Origin of the sequence: Streptomyces sp. NPDC050264 (genome assembly GCF_040655895.1) — a bacterium.
Classification (GTDB): domain Bacteria; phylum Actinomycetota; class Actinomycetes; order Streptomycetales; family Streptomycetaceae; genus Streptomyces.
This window is the reverse complement of the sequence record NZ_JBFAKV010000007.1, coordinates 30,121-46,836: the sequence shown is the minus strand read 5'-3', so window position 1 is coordinate 46,836 and position 16,716 is coordinate 30,121. Positions and strand designations below refer to the sequence as shown.

At 71.7% G+C, this 16,716-nt stretch carries 16 protein-coding genes and 1 riboswitch; of the genes, 9 read left to right on the top strand and 7 right to left on the bottom strand.

Features of this window, described 5'->3' with window-relative positions:
- Nucleotides 1-119: 119 nt before the first annotated feature.
- On the bottom strand, nucleotides 120-941 hold the full coding sequence (locus tag AB0J02_RS14165; protein WP_363193916.1) for a methyltransferase: 822 nt from the start codon (nucleotides 939-941) through the stop codon (nucleotides 120-122).
- A 98-nt stretch (nucleotides 942-1,039) separates the two neighbouring features.
- A complete protein-coding gene (locus tag AB0J02_RS14160; protein WP_363193915.1) occupies nucleotides 1,040-1,594 on the bottom strand; it encodes an SAV_6107 family HEPN domain-containing protein in 555 nt (184 codons plus the stop codon).
- Nucleotides 1,595-1,786: 192 nt separating this feature from the next.
- Here AB0J02_RS14160 and AB0J02_RS14155 point away from each other — a divergent pair, with 192 nt between their 5' ends.
- The 5 genes from AB0J02_RS14155 to AB0J02_RS14135 all read left to right on the top strand — a co-directional run bounded on the left by AB0J02_RS14155 (nucleotide 1,787) and on the right by AB0J02_RS14135 (nucleotide 7,798).
- The gene (locus tag AB0J02_RS14155; RefSeq protein WP_363193914.1) at nucleotides 1,787-2,560 is read left to right on the top strand and encodes an ATP-binding cassette domain-containing protein; all 774 of its coding nucleotides are present in this window, start codon (nucleotides 1,787-1,789) and stop codon (nucleotides 2,558-2,560) included.
- Nucleotides 2,532-4,616, top strand: a complete 2,085-nt coding sequence (locus AB0J02_RS14150; RefSeq protein WP_363193913.1) for a YhgE/Pip domain-containing protein — start codon at nucleotides 2,532-2,534, stop codon at nucleotides 4,614-4,616. The genes AB0J02_RS14155 and AB0J02_RS14150 overlap by 29 nt, the downstream gene beginning before the upstream one ends.
- Before the next feature lie 35 nt (nucleotides 4,617-4,651).
- Nucleotides 4,652-5,278: a TetR/AcrR family transcriptional regulator gene (locus AB0J02_RS14145; protein WP_363193912.1), complete on the top strand. Its 627-nt coding sequence runs from the start codon at nucleotides 4,652-4,654 to the stop codon at nucleotides 5,276-5,278.
- A gap of 368 nt (nucleotides 5,279-5,646) precedes the next feature.
- Nucleotides 5,647-6,258, top strand: a complete 612-nt coding sequence (locus AB0J02_RS14140; protein ID WP_363193911.1) for a DUF4126 domain-containing protein — start codon at nucleotides 5,647-5,649, stop codon at nucleotides 6,256-6,258.
- 43 nt (nucleotides 6,259-6,301) lie between these two features.
- Nucleotides 6,302-7,798, top strand: a complete 1,497-nt coding sequence (locus AB0J02_RS14135) for an NAD(P)/FAD-dependent oxidoreductase (protein ID WP_363193910.1) — start codon at nucleotides 6,302-6,304, stop codon at nucleotides 7,796-7,798.
- Nucleotides 7,799-7,811: 13 nt separating this feature from the next.
- Here AB0J02_RS14135 and AB0J02_RS14130 read toward each other — a convergent pair whose 3' ends face one another.
- The 5 genes from AB0J02_RS14130 to AB0J02_RS14110 form a co-directional block, all read right to left on the bottom strand.
- A complete protein-coding gene (locus tag AB0J02_RS14130; protein ID WP_363193909.1) occupies nucleotides 7,812-8,687 on the bottom strand; it encodes a hypothetical protein in 876 nt (291 codons plus the stop codon).
- 45 nt (nucleotides 8,688-8,732) lie between these two features.
- The gene (metF, locus tag AB0J02_RS14125; protein WP_363193908.1) at nucleotides 8,733-9,653 is read right to left on the bottom strand and encodes a methylenetetrahydrofolate reductase [NAD(P)H]; all 921 of its coding nucleotides are present in this window, start codon (nucleotides 9,651-9,653) and stop codon (nucleotides 8,733-8,735) included.
- A 95-nt stretch (nucleotides 9,654-9,748) separates the two neighbouring features.
- On the bottom strand, nucleotides 9,749-10,396 hold the full coding sequence (gene thiE / locus AB0J02_RS14120) for a thiamine phosphate synthase (RefSeq protein ID WP_363193907.1): 648 nt from the start codon (nucleotides 10,394-10,396) through the stop codon (nucleotides 9,749-9,751).
- A 76-nt stretch (nucleotides 10,397-10,472) separates the two neighbouring features.
- A complete protein-coding gene (locus AB0J02_RS14115) occupies nucleotides 10,473-10,838 on the bottom strand; it encodes an Rv2175c family DNA-binding protein (protein ID WP_363193906.1) in 366 nt (121 codons plus the stop codon).
- A gap of 79 nt (nucleotides 10,839-10,917) precedes the next feature.
- On the bottom strand, nucleotides 10,918-12,084 hold the full coding sequence (locus tag AB0J02_RS14110) for an FAD-dependent oxidoreductase (protein ID WP_363194240.1): 1,167 nt from the start codon (nucleotides 12,082-12,084) through the stop codon (nucleotides 10,918-10,920).
- Nucleotides 12,085-12,323: 239 nt separating this feature from the next.
- Nucleotides 12,324-12,437, top strand: a riboswitch (TPP riboswitch).
- Here AB0J02_RS14110 and thiO point away from each other — a divergent pair.
- The 4 genes from thiO (at nucleotide 12,435) to pknB (ending at nucleotide 16,623) form a co-directional block, all read left to right on the top strand.
- Complete coding sequence (thiO, locus tag AB0J02_RS14105) at nucleotides 12,435-13,616, top strand: glycine oxidase ThiO (protein ID WP_363193905.1); 1,182 nt, start codon at nucleotides 12,435-12,437, stop codon at nucleotides 13,614-13,616. (Overlaps the previous riboswitch by 3 nt.)
- Nucleotides 13,613-13,813: a sulfur carrier protein ThiS gene (thiS, locus tag AB0J02_RS14100; protein ID WP_363193904.1), complete on the top strand. Its 201-nt coding sequence runs from the start codon at nucleotides 13,613-13,615 to the stop codon at nucleotides 13,811-13,813. The genes thiO and thiS overlap by 4 nt, the downstream gene beginning before the upstream one ends.
- A gap of 6 nt (nucleotides 13,814-13,819) precedes the next feature.
- Entirely contained in the window at nucleotides 13,820-14,614 is a 795-nt protein-coding gene (locus tag AB0J02_RS14095) for a thiazole synthase (RefSeq protein WP_363193903.1), read from the top strand.
- 83 nt (nucleotides 14,615-14,697) lie between these two features.
- Nucleotides 14,698-16,623, top strand: coding sequence for a Stk1 family PASTA domain-containing Ser/Thr kinase (pknB, locus tag AB0J02_RS14090; protein ID WP_363193902.1), 1,926 nt, complete (start codon nucleotides 14,698-14,700; stop codon nucleotides 16,621-16,623).
- The last annotated feature ends 93 nt before the right edge of the window (nucleotides 16,624-16,716 follow it).

Sequence of the window (16,716 nt, the reverse complement as noted above, 5' to 3'; positions counted from 1 at the left end):
CGACCCGTCATGCCGGACGGTCTCCCCCGATCATACGGCGACAGGCGCCCGATCGGGGGGCCTGTGGCGTACTCCATCTGCCGCTGCGTCGCTGATCAGCGGCAGATGGTCGCCGTGGGTCAGGTCTCGTCCGCCGCCCGCTTCGCGCCGAGCACGTGCAACTGCGTCGCCACGGCGTGGAAGGCGGGCAGTTCGGCGGCGGCCGCCTCCAGCTTCAGGAGCTCCTGGAAAGCACCCGGTTCGGTGTCCACGAGGACGCCCGGAACGAGGTCGGCGAAGACCCGCACCCCGTGTACCGCGCCGACGTCCACGCCCGCGTCGCCGACCAGCCGGGAGAGCTGCTCGGCGGTGAAGCGCCTGGGTACGGGGTCGCCCTCGCCCCAGCGGCCCGCCGGGTCGTCGAGCGCCTGCCGGGCCTCCTTGAAGTGGCCGGCCAGGGCCCGCGCGAGGACGGCGCCGCCGAGACCCGCGGCGAGCAGGCTGAGCACGCCGCCGGAGCGCAGCGCGCCCACCGCGTTGCGCACGCCCTCCGCCGGTTCCTCGACGTACTCCAGGACGCCGTGGCACAGGACCGCGTCGTACGCGTCGCGCTCGACGACGTCGAACAGGCCCGAGACGTCGCCCTGGACGCCGCGCACCCGGTCGGCCACGCCGGCCTCGGCGGCCCGGCGCTCAAGTGCGAACAGCGCGTTCGGGCTGGGGTCGACGACGGTGACGCGGTGGCCGAGGCGGGCGGCCGGCACCGCGAAGTTGCCGCTGCCGCCTCCGGTGTCGAGGACGTCCAGCGCCTGGCTCCCCATGAGCTTGGCCCGGCGGTCGAGCGCGTCCTTGAGGACCTCCCAGACCACGGCGGTACGCAGGGAGGCTCGGGAACGCGAGGGGTCGGAGTGCGGCGACGTCGTTCGGGGGTGGGAGACGGGGGGGCGCATCGGGTCCGACACGGCAGCTGACTCCTCGGCGTGAACAGGTTCGGGCGCCTCCACCCTAATGGGCGCGGACGAGCGGCCATGCCATCCGTGTACGGCGCCGCAAGCGCTGCTCATCCCACGTCGGGCGCCTCCCGCTCCGGTACGCGGTCGTCGTCCTCCTGGCGTGGCCGGGGCAGTACCGGCTGCAGGACGAGCATGCGCTCGACGAGGCGCAGGAACATCGCCACGTCGCGCAGCAGGTCGTCGGCGTCGCGGGCGGCGGCCGCGCCGCGGATGCCTGCCTCCGCGCGCGCCCGGCGGGTGGCTCCGGCGGCGAAGAGGGCGCCCCACTCGGCCAGTTCGGGCGCTATCTCGGGGAGCACTTCCCAGGCGCTGCGGATTCTGGCGCGGCGCTTGGGCGTCGACTCGGGCCGGCCGCGGGCGGCCAGCACGGCCGCGGCGGTGCGCAGGGCGGCGAGGTGGGCGGTCGCGTACCGCTCGTTCGGCGTCTCGAGGACGGACGCCTCCTCGAGTCCGGCGCGGGCCTGGGCGAGCAGATCGAGGGCGGCGGGCGGGGCGCCCGCGCGGCGCTGCACGGGGTGGATGTCGCTCGCCGGTCCGGTCAGTGAGGGGGCAGGGCCGGTGGTGGCGCGGCTGCGTGCGGCGGCTGCGGGGTACCTGGCCATGACGAACCTCCTGTCGTCTGTGTGACGGCGCAGTGGCCGTATGTGCCCATGGTGCGGGACGCCACTGACAATCGGCTCTGACCTGGCCTTTTGCTTCGATCGAGGGTTCGGGTTAGTTTTTGCACTGACTGGTCAGTCTAAAAGAGTCACGATCAGCCGCCACCAGAAGAGTCGCCGAGGGGAAACCGGTCCATGGACGGTCCGAAGGACGGAGCCGCGGTCACCGCCGCGGGGTTCGGGGTGAAGGGCCCGCGCGGCTGGGTGTTCCGCGATGTCGATGTCGACGCGGCGCCCGGATCGATCGTCGCGGTCGAGGGGCCCTCCGGCAGCGGACGCACCTGTCTGCTGCTCGCGCTGACGGGACGCATGCGCTCCGCCGAGGGGACGGCGGCCGTCGGCGGGTTCCGGCTGCCGCGGCAGATGGCCGCCGTGCGGCGCGTGAGCGCGCTCGCCCAGGTGCCGGGCGTGACCGATCTCGATCCGGCGCTCACCGTCGCCGAGCACCTGCGGGAACGGGAGCTGCTGCGGCGGCGGTTCGACGGTTCGCTGCGCGGACTGCTGCGCCCCCGCTCCGAGCGCGCGAGCGAGGCCAAGCTGCGGATCGAGACCGCGCTGGCCGCCGCGGGCCTGGACCGCGAGGCCCTGCCGAAGGGCACCCGCACGGCCGTACGCGACCTGGAGCGGATCGAGGCGCTGCGTCTCTCCCTCGCACTCGCGCTCATCGGCCGGCCCCTCCTGGTCGGCATCGACGACACCGACATGAAGCTCGCGGACACCGAACGGGCCCAGATCTGGGACCAGTTGAAGGCCATCGCCGCGGCGGGCACCACGGTCGTCGCCGTGTGCAGCCAGGCGCCGGCCGGCCTCGACGCCGTTGTCGTATCGACCGTCCACCCGGGCACCTCCGCCCCGACCGACACCGACAAGGAGACGGCCGATGCGCTCGCCGAAGCTGGCCGCGCTTGAGCTCAAGCGCTTCGGCAGGGGAAAACTGCCGCGCGCCGCGCTCGTCGCACTTCTGCTGCTGCCGCTGCTCTACGGAGCCCTGTACCTGTGGTCCTTCTGGGATCCGTACGGGCGGCTCGACAAGATTCCCGTCGCGCTCGTCAACGATGACAAGGGCGCATCCGCCGCCGGCAAGAAGATCAACGCGGGCGACGACATCACCAAGGGGCTGTACGACAGCGACACCTTCCAGTGGCACGAGGTCAGCACGGCTCAGGCCGAACAGGGAGTGGAGGACGGCACGTACTACCTGTCGCTGACGATGCCCGAGAACTTCAGCAAGCGGGTCGCGTCCAGCTCCGGGGACACCCCGGAGACCGGCGCCCTTCAGGTGCGCACGAACGACGCGAACAACTACATCGTCGGACAGATCTCCCGGACGGTCTTCTCCGAGGTGCGCTCCGCCGCGTCCACGAACGCGTCGCGGTCCTTCCTCGACAAGATCTTCATCTCCTTCTCGGACATCCATGACGCGACCAAGAAGGCCGCGAAGGGCGCGGATGACCTGGAGGGCGGCATCGGCAAGGCCAAGAAGGGCTCGAAGGACCTGGCCGACGGCTTGAAGGACGCCAAGAAGGGCAGCGGAGACCTGGCGAGCGGCCTGAAGAAGCTGGACACGGGAGCCGCCGATCTGGAGACGGGGTCCCGACAGGTCTCCGACGGCACCCAGACTCTCGCGGACAAGGTCAACGGGGCCGCGGACCAGGTACGCCCCTTCCTCAAGGACAACAAGAAGCAGATCGGCGACACGGCACGGCTCGTCGCCGACTCCGCGAAGGGCGTCCGGCAGAACCTCGACGACCTGGTGAAGCTCGCGCCCGCCGCCCGCAAGGGCGCCCACGCGGGATCCGACATCCTGGCCGCGGTCTACGAGCGGCGCTGCGAGAAGGCGGTGCTCGACGACCCGGCCTGCCCGGATCTGAAGAAGGCCAAGTCGGCGGCCGCGGATGTCGCCACCGTCTCGGACGACCTGAATACGCTCATCCAGGACGAGCACGGCGACCTGGGCCTCATGGACAGCCACTTGGCGACACTCCAGAAGCAGTCGGAGGCGCTCGCCCAGCGCGCCCCGACGCTCGACAAGGATGTCGAGAACGCGGTCGCCCAGATCAACAAGCTCAACAAGGGCGCGGGCCAGGTCGCCACGGGCGCGGAGAAGCTGCATACAGGACTCGGCACGGCGAAGACCGGTTCCACCGATCTCGACACCGGTGTGGGCAAGTTGAAGACCGGGGCGAACGACCTCAACGGCGGCATGTTCAAGCTGGCCGACGGCTCGGAGAAGCTGGCGGGCGGACTGCACGACGGCGTACAGAAGATCCCCGATTACGACAAGAAGGACCGCGATCAGCGCACCGAAGTGATGGCCGACCCGGTGAAGCTCGCCTCCCAGGCGCTGCACAAGGCGCCCAACTACGGGACGGGGTTCGCCCCGTATTTCATTCCGCTCTCCCTGTGGGTGGGCGCGATGGTCGCCTACATGCTGATCCAGCCGCTCAACCGGCGGGCGCTCGCCGCAGGCGCCTCTTCATGGCGCGTGGCCTTCGCGGGGTGGCTCCCCGTCGCCGCCCTCGGTCTCCTTCAGGTGGCCGCCCTGATGTCCGTACTGCACTGGGCGCTCGGGCTGCAGATGCTGCACGCGGCCGGGACGGTCGGCTTCCTGTGCCTGGTCACGGCGTGCTTCGCGGCCATCGTGCAGTGGCTGAACGCCTGCTTCGGGGCGGCGGGCCGCATCCTCGTCCTCGCCTTCCTCATGCTGCAGCTGACATCGGCGGGCGGCACCTATCCCGTGCAGACGAGCCCCGGCTTCTTCAGCGCGATCCACCCGTACCTGCCCATGAGCTACGTGGTCGAGGCCCTGCGGCGGCTGATATCCGGCGGCGGGCTCGGTCCTGTGTGGCAGGCGTGCGTGGTGCTGTCGGCCTTCACGGCGGGCGCCCTCGCGCTCACCGCCTGGACGGCCAGGCGCAAGCAGGTGTGGACACTCGACCGGCTGCACCCGGAGCTGAGCCTGTGAGCGCGCCCCCGAGCCCTCCTGTGAGAATCGGGGGCATGGAAAGCAGCACACGGCGCCAGGCCACCCGACAGAAGCTCTACGAGGCCGCTGTCACGCTCATCGCGGAGCAGGGTTTCTCCGCGACGACGGTCGACGAGATCGCCGAGCGCGCCGGAGTCGCGAAGGGCACCGTCTACTACAACTTCGCCAGTAAGTCGGTCCTCTTCGAGGAGCTGCTGCGGCACGGGGTCGGGCTTTTGACCACCTCCTTGCGGGACGCGGCACAGAAGGCGGACGAAAAGGGCGGCAGCAAGGTCGACGCCCTGGACGCGATGATCCACGCCGGTCTCGTCTTCATCGACGAGTACCCGGCCTTCACCCAGCTCTACGTGGCCGAACTGTGGCGCACCAACCGTGCCTGGCAGTCCACCCTCGCCGTGGTCCGCCAGGAGGCGGTGGCGGTCGTCGAGGGCGTGCTGCGCGACGCGGTGGCGAACGGAGAGCTGAGCGACGAGATCGACGTCCCGCTCACGGCGGCCGCCCTGGTGGGCATGGTCCTCGTGGCCGCGCTCGACTGGCAGGCGTTCCAGCCGGAGCGCTCGCTGGACGATGTGCACGCCGCGCTGTCACTGCTGCTCCAGGGACGCGTGGCCGGCGCCCCGGCGCTGACCCGTAAGGCGTGACCCGCGGCTGAGGCGGAGAACGCGCCGCATACGTGAGCGCCGGTCCGGCAAGGCCTGTGGTCGTACTCAGGCCTCACCGGACCGGCGCATCCCCCGTTTCCCCCGTTGGACCCCGTTCGGTCTCCCGGGTCCCCCGTGCCTCGCTCTCACCCTTGCGGGCGAGAGGAGCGGCCAAAGGCGCCGCAGCGTTCCGCCGCCCCGTGTCGGCGGTACCGGAGCAGCGCCCCTCTCCGTGACCACCACTCTTCCGTCTGCGCAGGTCGCGGCCCATCCGTGTACCTACTCATCTCACTCCATAGGTACGGATACTCAGGCGTGCGTGTTCAACCCCAGGCACGGAGAGTCCTCGACTGGTTACGATCTTGCATGTGTCCGTACTCCCCCTGGTCTTCACCAGTGGCTGGGCGAGCGGCATCAACGCGTACGCGGTGGTCCTGCTGCTCGGCATCTTCGGCGCGACCGGGCTGACCGACGAGGTCCCCGAGTCGCTGCAGCGCCCGGACGTCCTGATCGTGGCCGGCGTGCTCTTCCTGTGCGAGGCCGTCGCCGACAAGATCCCCTACGTGGACTCGGCCTGGGACACCGTGCACACCGTGATCCGGCCGGTGTCGGGCGCGGTCGTCGGGGCGCTGCTCGCCGGACAGAGCGGGTCGCTGTCCGATCTGGCGGCGGGCGCGATCGGCGGTTCCACGGCTCTGGCCAGCCACACCGTCAAGGCCGGCACCCGGATGGCGGTCAACACGTCGCCCGAGCCGGTGTCGAATTTCGTGATCAGCACCGCCGAGGACCTCGGGGTCGGCGGCGTCGTGACGTTCGCGATGTTCCATCCGCAGGCGGCCGCGATCATCGCGGCGGTGCTGCTGGTCCTCGGCCTGCTGATGCTGTTCCTCCTCGTCCGGCGCATCCGCCGCTTCCTGCGCAGGCGCGCCCAGCGGCGCGAGGAGAAGCGTCTCGCCCGGGAGGTTCCGCCGCCCCCGTGACCTGCGGGCGGCGGTGTCAGTGACGGCCGCTAAAGTCCCAGGCATGGCACGAATTGCGGTGATCGGCGCGGGTCTCGGCGCCATGGCGGCCGCCGCCCGGCTGGCCGTCGCGGGCCACCGGCCGGTGGTCTTCGAGCGCGCGTCGACGTACGGCGGCGCGGTCGGCCGGTTCGAGCGCGACGGCTTCACGTTCGACACGGGGCCGGGGCTGCTCCCCCTGCCCGCGGTCTACCGCGACCTGTTCGTGAAGACGGGCAAGGAGCCCCTGGAGGACCTCGTCGGCCTCACCCAGGTCGAGCCCGCCGTACGGCACGTCTTCGCGGACGGCACGACGACGGACCTGCCGAACGCACGGCGCGCGGGGGTCGCCGAGGCGCTGGACGCGGCCGTCGGCGCGGGTGCGGGCGAGCGCTGGTCGGCGTTCATGAACCGGGCGCGGGAGGCCTGGGACCGCTCGCGGCGCCCACTGCTGGAGGAGCCGCTGTGGCCGAACTGGCGGGTGCTCGCCGACCGCGAGCCGTACCCGGCCGTGGTCCGGCGGCGCCTGCTGGGCAGGGACCGCACGGCGACGACGCTCGCCGGGGTCGGCACGTTCGAGCTGGGCGGGGACCCGCGTCTGGTGGCCCTGCTCGAGCAGTACGCGCTGGCGTACGGTCTCGATCCTCGTACGGCACCGGCGAGCGCTGCCGTGCTGCCGTACATGGAGCAGACCTTCGGGACGTGGGCGGTCAGCGGTGGCCTGCGGGCGCTCGCGGACGCGGTGTACGCGCGCTGCCTGCGGCGCGGTGTGGAGTTCGTGTTCGACGCGGCCGTGAGCCGGATCGTGGTGAAGGACGGCCGCGCCGCGGGCGTCGAGCTGGCCGACGGCACCTTCCACGACGCCGCCTTCGTGGTGGCGGGCGTCGCTCCGGGTGTGCTCGACGGGCTGCTGCCGGGGCAGACGGTGCGGGGTGAGGTGCCCGCACCGTCCGAGTCGGCGGTACCCAGCCGGCTCACGGTCCACCTGGCGCTGCGCGGGGCCCGCCCCGAGGGCACGCCGCACCGGACCGTGGTGCACGGGGCGGACCGGGACGCCGAGTTGGCGTGGCTGTTCGACGACGGTCCACGGCCCGGTAGACCGACGGTGGCGGTGCTGCGGACCGGCGACCCGGCCCACGTTCCGGACGCCGGGCACGAGGCGGTGACCGTCACCGTGACGGTGCCGCCCCACGCGCGCGTGGACGAAGCCGACGTGGAAGCGGTCCTCGCGGCGACCGAGCGTGCCGTGCCGGACCTCCGCGACCGTCTCCTGTGGCACGAGATCCGTACGCCTCAGGACATCGCCGAGGCGACCGGTGCGGCGGGCGGGGCCGTGCCCGCGCCCGCACTGGCCGCCGCGGGGGGCAGGCTGCTGCATCCGGCGAACGGCACGGAGCTGCCGGGCCTCTTCGCGGTGGGCGGCTGGTCGCATCCCGGCGGCGGGCTGCCGCACGCGGGCATGTCGGGGGCGCTGGTGGCGGGTCTGATCGTGGAGGGCCCGGAGTTCCGCGGCTCGCAGTGAGCCGCGGGACACCTCAGTACCGGTACTGCTGCTCGTTGTAGCCCGTGTCGTACCCGGTGTTCGGGTCGTGCTGCGGATACGTCGGATAGGGCTGCTCGGGCGGCAGTTCACCGCCGTAGCCCTGCTGCTGCTCGTCACCGCCGCGCTGCTGCGGCACCCAGACACCGCCCGGGGGCGTGTCCGTGCCGTAGTTCGCCGCCGCGTACGGGTCGCCGTACTGCTGCTGGTCGGCGGCGTACGGGTCGCCGTACTGCGGCTGCGCCGGGTACGTCTGGGTCCCGATGTAGGGGTCCGAGTAGGGCGCCGCGTACGGCTGCTGGCCGGTGTCGTAGCCGTAGTTCTGCTGGTCGTAGCCGTAGGACCCGTTGTCGTAGCCGTAGCCCTGGTTGTCCTGGGCCTGGGTCGCCTGGGCGTACGCGGCGTCGCTGTAGACGCCGTACTGGCCGGTGTCGTCGGGCATCGGCTCGGTGGTGGCGTACACCGCGGTGGCCTCGGCCGGGGACTCCGGCACCGGCGCGTACTCCTGCTCCTGCGCCCCCTGCTCGTACTCCAGGTCGGAGACCTCGATCGTCGGGTCCTGGCGGGGCGTCCCCCTCTTGCGGCGCTTGCTGCCGCTCTCCGCCGCGCCGCCCGGGCCGTTCTTGAGAGCCCAGCCCGAGGCGAAGCCGCGGCGGAACGACAGCGTGACGTACGTCTGGCCGATCGCGAAGGCGATGGCGCCGGCCGCGATGACGAGCACCGAGGGCATCAGGACGCCGAGGACCACCCCGAGGAAACCCACGAACGCGAGCAGGCGCCAGCGCAGGCGCGCCTTGTACTGCAGCAGCACCTCACCCAGCAGCCAGAGTGCCACCAGTCCGAACGCGATGTAGAGGACCGCCCAGCCCATGTACGCCCCTCTCGTACGGCCGTATCCCCTTGCGGGTACGGCCCATCAGGCCCGCTGTTCGTGCAGGCCCAGGTTTTCGTAGATTTCCAGCGTCGCAGTGGAGTTGTTGAGCGTAATGAAGTGCAGACCCGGGACACCTTCGTCAAGCAGCTTCGCGCAGAACTCCGTCGCGAACTCGATGCCAATGGAGCGTACAGCGGCTGGATCGTCTTTCGCTGTGAGGATCCGCTCTTTCAGCGCCGGAGGGAAGTCGGCGTTGCTCAGCTTCGGCAGGCGTTCGAGCATGCGCACGCTCGTCACCGGCATGCATTCCGGGATGATGGGCGTCTCGCAGCCCGCCGCGGCGACCCGGTCGCGCAGCCGCAGGTACTCCTCCGGGTAGAAGAACATCTGCGTGATCGCGTAGTCGGCGCCCGCCCGGCACTTGTCGACGAAGTGCCGCACGTCGGTGTCCCACTCGGCGGAGCGCGGATGCATCGCGGGGAACGCGGCGACGCCGACACAGAAGTCCCCCGACTCCTTGATCAGCTCGACGAGTTCGGCCGCGTACGTCAGCCCCTCGGGGTGCGAGATCCAGTCGGCCATGGGGTCGCCCGGCGGGTCTCCGCGGACCGCGAGCATGTTCCGGATCCCGGCGTCGGCGTACTGGCCGATGATGTTGCGCAGTTCGGCGACCGAGTGCTCGACGGCGGTGATGTGGGCGACCGGCGTCAGCGTCGTGTCAGCGACGATCTGCTGGGTCTCCTTGACCGTGCCCGCGCGCGTGGACCCGCCCGCGCCGTACGTCACGGAGACGAAGTCGGGCGCGACGGCCTCGACCCTGCGCAGCGCGTTCCACAGGTTGCGCTCGCCCTTCTCCGTTTTCGGCGCGGAGAACTCGAACGAGTACGTCGTCTTTCCGGCGGCGAGCATGTCGCGCACGGTGCGGGCTCGATCAGTCCTGGTGGAAGCGGTGCCAAGGGCCATACGGGCAGGTTACTGACGGAATCCGGTAGCCCCTAATCTCCGTCCACCTTGCGGACAACCGGACGGAGCACCGCTTCCCGGGGGCCTTCGGGGGGTCATATCGAGCGCAGGCGCTTGGCGAACTCGGCCGCCGCCGCGGCCGGATTGTCGGCCTCCGTGATGGCGCGGACGACGACGACACGGCGGGCGCCGGCCGCCAGTACCTCGTCCAGGTTCCCCAGGTCGATGCCGCCGATGGCGAACCAGGGGCGGTCGGTGCCGAGGCCCGCGGTGTGGCGTACCAGGTCGAGGCCGGGTGCGTGGCGGCCGGGCTTGGTCGGGGTCGGCCAGCAGGGGCCGGTGCAGAAGTAGTCCACGCCCTCCTGGACGGCGGCGGCCGAGGCCTCCGCGTCGGCGTGCGTGGAGCGGCCGATGAGGACGTCCTCGCCGAGGAGGGCGCGGGCCGCGGGGACGGGCAGGTCGCCCTGGCCCAGGTGCAGCACGTCCGAGCCGGCGGCGTGCGCGACGTCCGCCCGGTCGTTCACCGCGAAGAGCTTGCCGTGGCGGCGGGCCGCCTCGGCGAACACGGCGAGGTGCTCCAGCTCCTCACCGGCCTCCATGCCCTTGTCGCGCAGCTGCACGATGTCCACGCCGCCGGAGAGCACGGCGTCGAGGAACTCCGGCAGGTCTCCCTGGCGCTTGCGGGCGTCGGTGCACAGGTAGAGCCGGGCATCGGCGAGTTGCTCGCGCTTCGGGTCGGCCATGGGAAATCCCCCGTTGTCGATGGCGATGGCGTGCGCACCACGAGGGCCGTGGTGCGCACGCCGGACGGTTGTCAGGTCAGACGGCGAGCGCCTGGGCGCGACGCTTCACCTCCGTGCCGCGATTCTCGCTGAGGGCCTGGGCGGGCGTGCCCGGCAGGCTCGGGTCGGGGGTGAAGAGCCACTCCAGCATCTCCACGTCGCTGAAGCCGTCGTCCCTCAGGAGCGTCAGGGTGCCGGTGAGGCCCTTGACGATCTTGTCGCCGTCGATGAAGGCGGCAGGCACGTGCAGCGCCCTGTTCTCACCACGGCGTACGGCGATCACCTGGCCCTCCTTCACCAGCTGTCGCACACGCGTCACCTCGATGCCGAATTGCTCGGCGATGTCGGGAAGGGTGAGCCAGTCGGGGACGAGAGCATCGATCTTTGCGTCAATCTCGGTCACGGGACAAGCGTGCCATCCCGGACTGACAGTCGGAAGCCGGGGCGGGCTGACCAGGTGTTTCCGCAGTCCGGGCGGCGGATCAGGAGGCCAGGGCGGACTTCAGGGGGCGGGCGGGGTCGGCCAGCCGGTCCGGATCCAGCGGGGTGCCCGCCTCGATGAGTTTGCGACCCTGCGCCAGGTCGCGGGGCTTGCCGACGGCCAGTACCGCCACCAGGGCGCCCTCGCGCAGCCAGCACACCGACCATGCCGCGCCGGCCGGATCGCCGCGCCACACCGTCGCGTCGGCGGCACCGTGATGGCCCGCGTACTGCACGAAGCGGCCGAACTGCTCGGACCAGAAGTAGGGCACCGGGTCGTACACCGCCGGTGTCTCACCGATGATGTTCGCCGCGACCGTGCGCGGCCCCTGCAGCGCGTTGTCCCAGTGGTGGACCATCAGGCGCTCTGCGTAGCGACGCGAGGGGAAGGACGAGCAGTCACCCACGGCGTACACGTCGGGCACGGAGGTCCGCAGGCTCGCGTCCGCGACCACTTCGCCGTGGTCGCCCAGGTCGATGCCGGAGCCGTCCAGCCAGCGGGTGGCCGGGCGGGCCCCGATACCGACGACGACCGCTTCGGCGGGCAGCCGCGTCCCGTCGTCGAGGACCACGGCCCCCGGTTCGACGCGCTCCACACGTGCGCGCGTGCGCAGTTGGACCCCCGCGTCCGCGTACCAGGCAGTCATGGGCGCCGCGACCTCGGCGGGCAGCGCCCCGACGAGCGGCCGCTCGGCCGCCTCCACGACGGTGACGCGGCAGCCGGCCTCGCGGGCGGCGGTGGCGAACTCGGCGCCGATCCACCCGGCGCCCACGACCACCACGTCGCGCTGCCCGGAGAGGACGGTCCGCAGCCGCTCGGCGTCGTCGAGGGTGCGCAGCACGTGGACGCCAGGAACGGCGTCCGCGCCAGGCAGCCGGATCGGTTCGGCGCCGGTGGCGACGACCAGCACGTCGTAGGGGACGGCTCCCTCGGCCGTGTCCAGCGCGTGGTCCCCGGGGCGCACCCCCGTGACCTCGCGACCCACCTGCAGGGTGACGCCGAGCGCCTCGAAGTCCACGTCGAACGCGGAGCCGTCGGCCTTGCCGAGCAGCACGGCCTTGGACAGCGGCGGCCGGTCGTAGGGCTGGTGCGGTTCCGCGCCGAGCAGCGTGACGGCGCCGGAGAATCCCTGTTCGCGCAAAGCCACGGCGGTCTGCACGCCGGCCATTCCCGCGCCGACGATGACGACGTGCCGCTGCCCTGTGGGTGTCCCGTTACCGCTCCGCTGCTCGCTCACAGGATCACCTTAGGCACCTGATCTTGCGCCAGTCAGCGGCGCGGACCACTCCCGCGCCGTGACGTCCTGCACACGTGTCACCGGTTTAGAGATCAAACGCCGCCGGGCCACGGGCCATGGGCGCGGGCTCCCCTACTGAGGGTCGCGCGCACGCGTTAGGGTGGCCGACGTAAAGCACTCGCGGGAGCCCGTACGCAGCGGGCTGAGAGGGAGGCTGCAGCGGCCTCCGACCGTACGAACCTGATCCGGGTCATGCCGGCGAAGGGAGGGGCTGGACGCCCATGTCGCGTACTCCGCTCAAAGCCACCGATGTCCTGGTCGTCGGGGGCGGAATCATCGGTCTGGTCACCGCGTGGAGGGCCGCGCAGCGCGGTCTGTCCGTCGCGGTGGTGGATCCCGAGCCGGGTGGCGGGGCCGCCCGGGTGGCGGCCGGCATGCTGGCCGCGGTCACCGAACTCCATTACGGCGAAGAGACCTTGCTCGGTCTGAACGTCGAGTCCGCGCGCCGCTATCCGCGGTTCGCGGCCGAGCTGTCCGAGGCCTCGGGGCAGGACCTCGGCTACCGCGCGTGCGGCACGCTGGCGGTCGCGCTGGACGCGGACGACCGGGCGCACTTGCGTGAACTGCACGCGCTGCAGACGAAGTCGGGCCTGGAGTCCGAGTGGCTGTCGGGCCGCGACTGCCGCCGTCTGGAGCCGATGCTCGCGCCGGGCGTGCGCGGGGGCCTGCGGGTCGACGGCGACCACCAGATCGACCCGAGAAGGCTCGCGGGTGCTCTTGTGACGGCCTGCGAGCGGGCGGGCGTGGACTTCCATCGGGCCCGGGCCGAGCGGCTCTCTGTCGTACGGGACCGGGCGCGCGGCGTGGTCCTCGCCGACGGCACCGAACTCGCGGCCGACCAGGTCGTGCTCGCGGCGGGCAGCCTCAGTGGTCGCCTCGCCGGGGTCCCGGACGAGGTGGTGCCGCCCGTCCGCCCGGTCAAGGGCCAGGTCCTGCGGCTGACGGTGCCCCGGCAGTACGCGCCGTTCCTGAGCCGCACGGTCCGCGCGGTCGTCCGCGGCAGCCACCTCTACCTGGTGCCGCGCGTCAACGGCGAACTCGTCGTGGGCGCCACCAGCGAGGAGCTCGGCTGGGACACCACGGTCACGGCGGGCGGGGTCTACGAACTCCTGAGGGACGCGCACGAACTCGTCCCCGGCATCACGGAACTGCCCCTGACGGAGACCTGCGCGGGCCTGCGCCCCGGCTCGCCCGACAACGCCCCGCTCCTCGGCCCGACGACCCTGCCGGGCCTCCTCCTGGCCACCGGCCACTACCGCAACGGCGTCCTGCTCACGCCGGTCACCGGCGACGCCATGGCGCAGGTCCTGACCACCGGCGAACTCCCGGAAGAGGCCCGGCCGTTCACTCCCGGGCGGTTCTCCGAACGCAGCAACAGCGCCTCCTTGGAGCAGCCCGCATGAACGTATCCGTCAACGGTGAGCCGCGCGCGGTGACCACCGAGACCACCCTCGAAGCGCTCGTCACCACACTCACCACGGCCCACTCCGGCGTCGCCGCCGCCCTCAACGAGACCGTCGTCCCGCGTACCCAGTGGTCCGCGACGGCGCTCTCCGAAGGCGACCGCGTCGAAGTCCTCACCGCCGTACAAGGAGGCTGACCCGCCATGGCCGACGACGCTTTCGTCCTCGCGGGCACCACCTACTCCTCGCGCCTCATCATGGGCACGGGAGGTGCCCCGAGCCTCGACATCCTGGAACGCGCCCTGACCGCCTCCGGCACCGAACTCACCACCGTGGCGATGCGCCGCGTGAACGCGACGGTGCACGGCTCGGTCCTGTCCGTCCTGGAAAAACTCAACATCCAGGTGCTGCCCAACACAGCGGGCTGCTTCACGGCGGGAGAAGCGGTCCTCACGGCCCGCCTCGCGCGCGAGGCGCTCGGCACGAACCTCGTCAAGCTCGAAGTGATCGCCGACGAGCGCACACTCCTGCCCGACCCGATCGAGACCCTGGACGCCGCCGAGACCCTGGTCGACGACGGCTTCACCGTGCTGCCCTACACCAACGACGACCCGGTCCTGGCCCGCAGACTGGAGGACGTGGGCTGCGCGGCGATCATGCCGCTCGGCTCCCCCATCGGCTCCGGGCTCGGCATCCGCAACCCGCACAACTTCCAGCTGATCGTCGAGCACGCGCGCGTGCCGGTGATCCTGGACGCGGGCGCGGGGACCGCCTCCGACGTGGCCCTCGCCATGGAGCTGGGCTGCGCGGGTGTGATGCTCGCCTCGGCGGTGACCCGGGCCCAGGAGCCGGTACTCATGGCCGAGGGCATGCGGCACGCGGTGGAGGCGGGCCGGCTCGCGTACCGCGCGGGCCGCATACCCAAGCGCCACTTCGCCGAGGCCTCCTCGCCCACACAGGGCCGGGCCCACCTCGACCCCGAGCGCCCGGCCTTCTGACAGGGTCACAGCTCTGCTGCAGTACGGGCCCGGTCCCGCAGCGGGCGCGGGCCCTGTCCGTCACTCCTCGTAGACTCCCTTGCGTGGACACGACCCTTCAGGACCCGTTGCTCGGGCATGTGCTCGACGGCCGGTACCGCATCGACGCCCGCATCGCGGTCGGCGGGATGGCCACGGTCTACCGGGCCGTGGACACTCGCCTCGACCGCGTCCTCGCGCTCAAGGTGATGCACCCTTCGCTGGCGGCGGACGCGACGTTCGTCGAGCGTTTCATCCGCGAGGCGAAGTCGGTGGCCCGTCTCTCGCACCCGAACGTCGTGGGCGTCTTCGACCAGGGGGCCGAGGGCGCGTACGTCTACCTGGCGATGGAGTACATCGCGGGCTGCACGCTCCGTGACGTCCTGCGCGACCGCGGTGCGCTGAGGCCCCGGGCGGCCCTGGACATCCTGGAGCCGGTGCTCGCCGCGCTCGGAGCGGCGCACCGCGCGGGCTTCGTGCACCGCGACATGAAGCCGGAGAACGTCCTGATAGGGGACGACGGCCGGGTGAAGGTCGCGGACTTCGGCCTGGTCCGCGCGGTGGACACGGTCACGAACACCACGGGCACGGTCCTCGGCACGGTCTCGTACCTGGCGCCTGAGCAGATCGAGGACGGCACGACGACACCCGCCGTGGACGTCTACGCGTGCGGAGTGGTCCTCTACGAGATGCTGACGGGCGGCAAACCGCACTCCGGCGACACCCCGGCCCAGGTCCTCTACAAGCACCTCAACGAGGACGTCCCGCCACCCTCCGCGGCCGTACCCGGACTCCCCTTCGCCCTCGACGAGCTGGTCGCGTCGGCCACCGCCCGCGCCGTGCAGGTCCGCCCGCACGACGCCGTGGCGCTCCTCGCCCACGTACGGGAAGCCCGATCCGCGCTGACCGAGGCCCAGTTGGACGCGGCACCGCCGCAGGCCCGGGACATGGAACACGCGGGTGCGGACGACCGTACGAGCGTGATCCCGCGCGCGGTGCAGCTCCCGCTGCCGGCGGAAGAGGACCGGCTCAACCGCACGAGCATCCTGCGGACACCGCCACCGGCACCACCGGCTCCCGCCCCCGCGCGCCGCAGGGGCGGCCGTCCGCGGGGCGGAACGTTCGCGATCATCGCGGCGATCCTCCTGGTCCTCGGTGTCGGCGCGGGCGTCTGGTACATCAACTCGGGCCAGTTCACCGAGGTCCCGCGCCTGCTGGCCAAGACAGAGGCGCAGGCGAAGCAGCGTCTCGACGAGGCGGGCCTCCGGCCGGGCGGCAGGACCACGTACAAGTACAGCGACACGTACAAGCGCGGCACCGTCATGGACACGGACCCGGAGGCGAACGCCCGCATCCGTGACGACGGCACGGTGAACCTGACGGTGTCCAAGGGCCCGAAGACGGTCAAGGTCCCCGACCTCGAGGGCACGCCCCTCGCGACGGCGAAGAGCGACCTGAAGAACCGCGGCCTGCAGCCGGGCATGATCACCAAGGCGTTCAGCGAAGACGTTTCCAAGGGCTCCGTGATCAGCACGGACCCGGAGGCGGGCGAGACCCGCAACTCCGGTTCCGCGATCGCTCTGGTCGTCTCCAAGGGCGCGCCGGTAGACGTCCCCGACGTCACGGGCGAGTCCGAGGACGACGCCGTGTCCGAACTCGAGGAGGCGGGCCTGAAGGCGGAGATCAATACGGAGCGGGTCAACTCCGACGAGGACAAGGGCGACGTGGCCCGCCAGTCCCCCGGCGAGGGCCAACTCGCCGAGGGCGACACGGTACGGCTGACGATCTCCAAGGGCCCCCCGATGGTCGAGGTCCCGGACGTCACGGGCATGAGCGTCGACGACGCCCACGCCAAGCTGGAGGGAGCCGGGTTCGAAGTCGACGACGACCGCGGCATCCTGGGCCTCTTCGGCGACACGGTGAAGAGCCAGTCCGTCGAGGGCGGCGACGAAGCCCCCAAGGGCTCCACCATCAAAATCACGATCCGCTAGCCCCACTCCTCAACCGCCGGGGTGGGCCGGCGTTCAGACACGTACGAGACGGGAGGGGCCGGTCGCGGTATGTGCGCGCCCAGCACAGCGGCA

Coding starts and splice junctions, on each gene's coding strand:
- AB0J02_RS14160 (WP_363193915.1), bottom strand. CDS start 1,594: ATGGCCAGGTACCCCGCAGCCGCCGCACGCAGCCGCGCCACCACCGGC.
- AB0J02_RS14155 (WP_363193914.1), top strand. CDS start 1,787: ATGGACGGTCCGAAGGACGGAGCCGCGGTCACCGCCGCGGGGTTCGGG.
- AB0J02_RS14150 (WP_363193913.1), top strand. CDS start 2,532: ATGCGCTCGCCGAAGCTGGCCGCGCTTGAGCTCAAGCGCTTCGGCAGG.
- AB0J02_RS14145 (WP_363193912.1), top strand. CDS start 4,652: ATGGAAAGCAGCACACGGCGCCAGGCCACCCGACAGAAGCTCTACGAG.
- AB0J02_RS14135 (WP_363193910.1), top strand. CDS start 6,302: ATGGCACGAATTGCGGTGATCGGCGCGGGTCTCGGCGCCATGGCGGCC.
- AB0J02_RS14130 (WP_363193909.1), bottom strand. CDS start 8,687: ATGGGCTGGGCGGTCCTCTACATCGCGTTCGGACTGGTGGCACTCTGG.
- metF (WP_363193908.1), bottom strand. CDS start 9,653: ATGGCCCTTGGCACCGCTTCCACCAGGACTGATCGAGCCCGCACCGTG.
- thiE (WP_363193907.1), bottom strand. CDS start 10,396: ATGGCCGACCCGAAGCGCGAGCAACTCGCCGATGCCCGGCTCTACCTG.
- AB0J02_RS14110 (WP_363194240.1), bottom strand. CDS start 12,084: ATGGCCGGCGTGCAGACCGCCGTGGCTTTGCGCGAACAGGGATTCTCC.
- thiO (WP_363193905.1), top strand. CDS start 12,435: ATGTCGCGTACTCCGCTCAAAGCCACCGATGTCCTGGTCGTCGGGGGC.
- thiS (WP_363193904.1), top strand. CDS start 13,613: ATGAACGTATCCGTCAACGGTGAGCCGCGCGCGGTGACCACCGAGACC.
- AB0J02_RS14095 (WP_363193903.1), top strand. CDS start 13,820: ATGGCCGACGACGCTTTCGTCCTCGCGGGCACCACCTACTCCTCGCGC.